Raw genomic sequence first — 661 nt, forward strand, 5'->3', positions numbered from 1 at the left:
CCCTTTCACGGTTTTTATCGTTGCCGATCTATTTTCGACTAATTGATTTTTATTTCCCTGCGCATCTTTCTGTATCCACAGATTATCGCTGGCTTGCAGTAAAGCTTTATCACCGGTATTACGCACGGTGTCCCCGAATACCCGCATATCCCGGCCAGCGGTTACGCTGCCTTTATTCTCCAGTGCCGTGTTTGCCAGGGTAATATCCCGCTCCGCTTGTACGGTAATATTCGCGGCAATATCAGTTTCTTTGCCCATAATATTGAAGTCGGTTTTAGCCTTGGCATTGCCTAATTCAATTTTGCCATTAACGTTTAAAGTAATATCACGCTGGTCGCTGGTTAACTCTTTCAGATTAACCCCAACGCCATCCTCAGTGGCGACAAGCCGGATTTTATTGGCGTACATGCCACCCAGCGCTTTGGTATCAATGGCTAATTGCGGTTTAGCGCCTTCTCCGGTGAGCGGGTTAACCGTGCCGTCTTTTAAGCTGATGCGGTTGGCGCCCTGCGTCAAAGAGAGTGTATTAGCCTGAATTTTCCCGTTTAACTCCGTCGCCCGGCTGATGATATCGACATAATCCGTCGCTTTGCCCTCCAGCCCTTTGCCGCCAATGGTGATCTGGCCTTGTTTAACTTCCAACGCTTCCAGCGCACCCTGT

The 661-nt window shown here is 49.0% G+C and carries 1 protein-coding gene; it reads right to left on the minus strand.

All coding sequences use genetic code 11. The annotated features are described in order from the left end of the window. On the minus strand, positions 1-661 hold a 661-nt coding region (locus ABR397_RS23050), incomplete at both ends, for a two-partner secretion domain-containing protein (RefSeq protein WP_455430667.1).

The organism is Photorhabdus viridis (assembly GCF_040256935.1).
Lineage (GTDB): Bacteria > Pseudomonadota > Gammaproteobacteria > Enterobacterales > Enterobacteriaceae > Photorhabdus > Photorhabdus viridis.